Below are 3,330 nucleotides of genomic sequence, written 5' to 3'. Positions count from 1 at the left end.
CGCCCCGCTCCTGCACCCGCCTCGCACCCGCCCCGCTCCTGCACCCTCCCCGCTCCCGTACTCGCCCCCGCTCAGTCGCCTACCCGCGCAGTCTCCGAGACGCGCCCCGAACGCAGTTCCAGGTGCGTGCCCTCGAAGGACTCCCGGAAGCGCCGGTCGTGGGAGACCACCACCACCGCGCCCGCGTACGGCACCAGCGCCTCCTCCAGTTCCTCCACCAGGCTCAGCGCCACATGGTTGGTCGGCTCGTCCAGGATCAGCAGTTCGGCGGGACGGCTCACCAGGCGGGCCAGTTCCAGGCGCCGCCGCTGGCCGATCGAGAGTGCGGTGACCGGGACCCGTAGATCCGTCTCGCGGAACAGACCCAGAGAGAGCAGTTCGGCCTCGTATTCGTCCGGGGCCCCCGGCCGGCCCGCCGCGAACGCCGACAGCAGCGGCAGCGGAGACGCTGTGGCGGGCAACTCCTGCGGCAGATAACCGATCCCGCCCCTGCGGACCCGTCCCGACCGGAGCACCGTCCCGGAGTCGTGCCGCAGCTCACCCGCCAGGACACGCAGCAGCGTGGTCTTCCCCGCGCCGTTCGGACCGGTCACCAACAACCGTTCGCCCGCCCCGATCCGCAGCGCGTCCACCCGCAGCCGGTCGCCGACCGTCACTCGTTCGAGCGAGACGAGTGTCTCGCCGACCACCACCGGGTCGGGGCCCGCGCGCACGGCCGCCGCGAACCGCAGCGGTTCCGGCGGCGCGGGCACCGGCTCCCGGCGCAGCCGCCACAGCCGCTCCCTGGCGGCCCTCACCTGCCCCGACAGTTTCGTCTCGTGTGAGCGGCGGTGCTTGCCGAAGCCCTGGCCCGGATCCTTGCCGGTGCCCGCCAGCCGCTGTCCCGCCGCAGCGACCTGTTCTTCCGTACGGGACACCTCGGCGACCCACTCTTCGTGGTCCTGGACCCGGCGGCGGCGGGCGGCGGCCTTCGCCGTGCGATAGCCGGCCCAGCCGTCGCCGTACCGCGTCACAGCCCTGGTGTCGCGGTCGACCTCCAGGATCGTGGTCGCGATCCGCTCCAGGAACACACGGTCGTGCGTGACCGCCAGGACCGTCCCCCGGTGCGACCTGAGCCGGTCCTCCAGCCAGGTCGTGGCCCGGAGGTCCAGGTGGTTGGTGGGCTCGTCCAGGAGCAGCAGCTCCGGCGCGGGCGCCAGGACGCAGGCGAGGGCCAGCCGTGACCGCTCGCCGCCGGACAGCGAGTCCAGCGGGCGGTCGCGGGTCACGCGGGCGAGCCCCAGCGCGTGCAGGGCGCTGTCGACGCGGGCCTCGGCCCGGTAGCCGTCGCGTTCCTCGTGCGCCGTCAACAGGTCGCCGTACGCGGCCAGTTCGGAGGGTCCGGCCGACCCGAGGGCCGCCTCGGCGGCGCGCAGCCGCCCTTCCAGGTCGCGCAGGCCGGCGAGGGCGGCGTCGACGGCGTCCTGCACGACACGGTCCCGGCCCAAGGGCCGGGAGAGGTCGAGGGTCTGGGTGAGGTCGAGGGTCTGGGTGAGATGGCCCACCCCACCCGGGAAACGAACCGTGATCTCGCCGTCGTCCGGCCGCTCCACCCCGGCGAGCAGCCGGAGCAGCGTGGACTTCCCGGAGCCGTTCTCCCCGATGATCCCGGCCTTCTCGCCGGGCCGAACGGTCAGCGACACCTGGTCGAGGACCGGCCGGTCGCCGTACCCCTTCGAGACGTCCTTCATCGCGAGTTGGGCGCGTTCGCGCATGCTTCTTCATCCCCTGATGGCGGGTGGATTCTTCGGACCTGGGGTGCGGGTCCGGAATCAGACGAAGAAGTAGGGGGCGAACATGACACCGATGCTAGCGGCGCCGCCCGGCCGCGCCCAGTGAATTGGACGCGGCCGGGCGGCGCGGGTCAAGCTGGGTGCCGGGCCGGCCGGGGATGGTCCGGCCGGCCCGACCCTTTGCGGGACGAGCCCCGACCCGCTACGGGAGCAGAGTCGGCGCCGGCGCCTCGACCGGGTTGCCGACCAGCTGGACCGGCCCGTTCAGGGCGTTCGCGGTGCAGCCCGGTCCCGACAGCGTCAGCCGGTCCTTCGTGTTCACGACGGACAGCGGCCCGGTCAGCCGCGTACCGCACAGACTGACCGTACGGGCACCCACCGCCTGGACAGGACCGGTGATGTCCGCGCCCCTGGACACCAGCGAGGCGCCCGCGCGGACCACGACGGGGCCGGTCAGCCGGGTGCGGTCGAGGCAGGTGACGCCGGAGGCGACCACCAGCGGTCCGGTGTACACGCCGGTCAGCGTCTTCGTGCAGGCGGGCGGGACGGCGACCTTGGCCCGGTAGTCCAGCGCGAAGGCGAGCTTGCCGGGCTTCTTGTCCGAGATGGGGAGGCCCAGCTTGGCGAACTCCCCGCCGGTCGGCTTCTTCCCGTCGTTCCACTCGGCCATCCGGCCCGCCTGGTCGGCAGTCAGCCCGGGGGTGATCTCCGTGTCGCCGGGCGTCGCGGACATGGCCTCGGAGGCGGTCCGGACGGCGGAGAGGTACGACGCCGGGTCGCGGAGGTCATACGAGGCGAGGTCCAGGCGCCCGCGCAGCCAGGTGCCCCAGGAGAACTCCAGGTACTCGGCGGCCTCGGCCGGAGCCTGGTAGCCGATGTCACGGGTGAGGTAGACGAGACTCCGGTACGGGTCGTCGTGGAAGGACGCCAGGCCGAGGCGGGTGGGGAGCTGGTCCACGGTGATCGGGTCGTTCTTCTCGTCCCGCAACCAGACCCATTTGTTGTCCTGCATGGTCTTCCAGAACGCGGCGGTGGACAGCGTGCTCAGGTTGCCCGTGACCAGCAGGCGGATGTGCGTCTTCGGGCCGCCGTCGGGCGTCTCCAGGAAGGACGTCAGGGTGTGGTGCCCGTCGGTGAGGTAGAGCGCGCCGCCGGGGCCGACCACGACCGTCTTCATCTGGGCGAGCGTGTCGGGCGTCTCGTCGCCGACCGCGACCGTGCAGGTGAAGCTCGACGGGTCGGAGATCCGGGCGCCGGGCCCGGCGGAGGCGGCCTCTTCCTGGCCGTTGGTCTCGCACCAGTCGTCGAAGCGCTTGTTGAGGTCGCCGGCCTGCTCGTCCTTGGGGCTGCTGTAGCGGCCGAGCTTGTAGTAGATCTGGTCGAAGCCGATGGCCGGCTGGGTGGGGTGGAGCTGATCCAGCGTCACGTCCAGGAGATCGCCGGGCTGGGCGCAGAGGGCCGCCGCGTTCGGTCCGGCACAGCGGGCCGCGTTGGGCGCCGTGTTCCCGGCCGTGTTCGCCGTCGTGGTCGTGGTCGTGGTCGCGGTCGCGGTCGTGGC

2 protein-coding genes are annotated in these 3,330 nt (G+C 72.8%); both read right to left on the bottom strand.

From position 1 onward, the window contains the following. Nucleotides 1-71: 71 nt before the first annotated feature. A complete protein-coding gene (gene abc-f, locus GT042_RS12945; protein ID WP_161308852.1) occupies nucleotides 72-1,754 on the bottom strand; it encodes a ribosomal protection-like ABC-F family protein in 1,683 nt (560 codons plus the stop codon). A gap of 220 nt (nucleotides 1,755-1,974) precedes the next feature. Then, on the bottom strand, nucleotides 1,975-3,330 hold a 1,356-nt coding region (locus tag GT042_RS12940), incomplete at its 5' end, for a ParB/Srx family N-terminal domain-containing protein (RefSeq protein ID WP_272925710.1).

It is taken from the genome of Streptomyces sp. SID3212, assembly GCF_009865405.1.
In the GTDB taxonomy this organism is placed as follows: domain Bacteria; phylum Actinomycetota; class Actinomycetes; order Streptomycetales; family Streptomycetaceae; genus Streptomyces.
This window is presented reverse-complemented; position numbering and strand designations above follow the sequence as displayed.

Bases quoted from the DNA above. Each gene is read 5' to 3' on its own strand.
- abc-f (WP_161308852.1), bottom strand. From the start codon at position 1,754: ATGCGCGAACGCGCCCAACTCGCGATGAAGGACGTCTCGAAGGGGTAC.